Source organism: Paenalcaligenes sp. Me52 (assembly GCF_050487965.1).
GTDB lineage: Bacteria > Pseudomonadota > Gammaproteobacteria > Burkholderiales > Burkholderiaceae_B > Paenalcaligenes.
Genome location: NZ_JBKQFO010000026.1, coordinates 1 through 661, shown reverse-complemented (window position 1 = coordinate 661; position 661 = coordinate 1). Strand labels below are relative to the sequence as shown.

General features: G+C 55.1%; 1 protein-coding gene. It reads left to right on the top strand.

What is annotated here, in order from left to right; genetic code table 11:
* Positions 1–661, top strand: a 661-nt coding sequence (locus tag ACLO87_RS16770; RefSeq protein WP_458575268.1) for an assimilatory sulfite reductase (NADPH) hemoprotein subunit, incomplete at both ends; no start/stop codon positions are given.

The window sequence follows — 661 nt, the reverse complement described above, 5'->3', positions numbered from 1 at the left end:
GACGCCGAGCGCATGAAGCTTGAAAGCAACTACCTGCGCGGCACCATTGCGGAAGATTTAAACGACGGTCTGACAGGCGGTTTTAAGGGCGATAACTTCCTGCTGATCCGCTTCCACGGCATGTATCAGCAGGATGACCGCGACATTCGCGCCGAACGTGCTGAACAGAAGCAGGAGCCGCGCCACGCGATGCTGCTTCGCTGTCGTCTGCCGGGTGGGGTGATTACCACTAAACAGTGGCAGGCGATCGACAAATTTGCCGGTGAAAACACCATCTATGGCAGCATTCGCCTGACCAACCGCCAGACATTCCAGTTCCACGGCATTCTGAAAAAGAACGTCAAACCGGTGCATCAGATGCTGCACTCAGTCGGTCTTGATGCGCTGGCGACCGCCAACGACATGAACCGTAACGTACTCTGCACCTCGAACCCTTACGAGTCGCAACTGCACGCGGAAGCATATGAATGGGCGAAGAAAATCTATGAACATCTGCTGCCTCGTACCCGCGCGTATGCGGAGATCTGGCTCGATCAGGAAAAAGTCGCCACTACTGATGAAGAGCCGATCCTTGGTCAGACCTACCTGCCGCGTAAGTTCAAAACCACGGTAGTGATCCCGCCGCAGAACGATATCGATCTGCACGCCAACGACATGAACT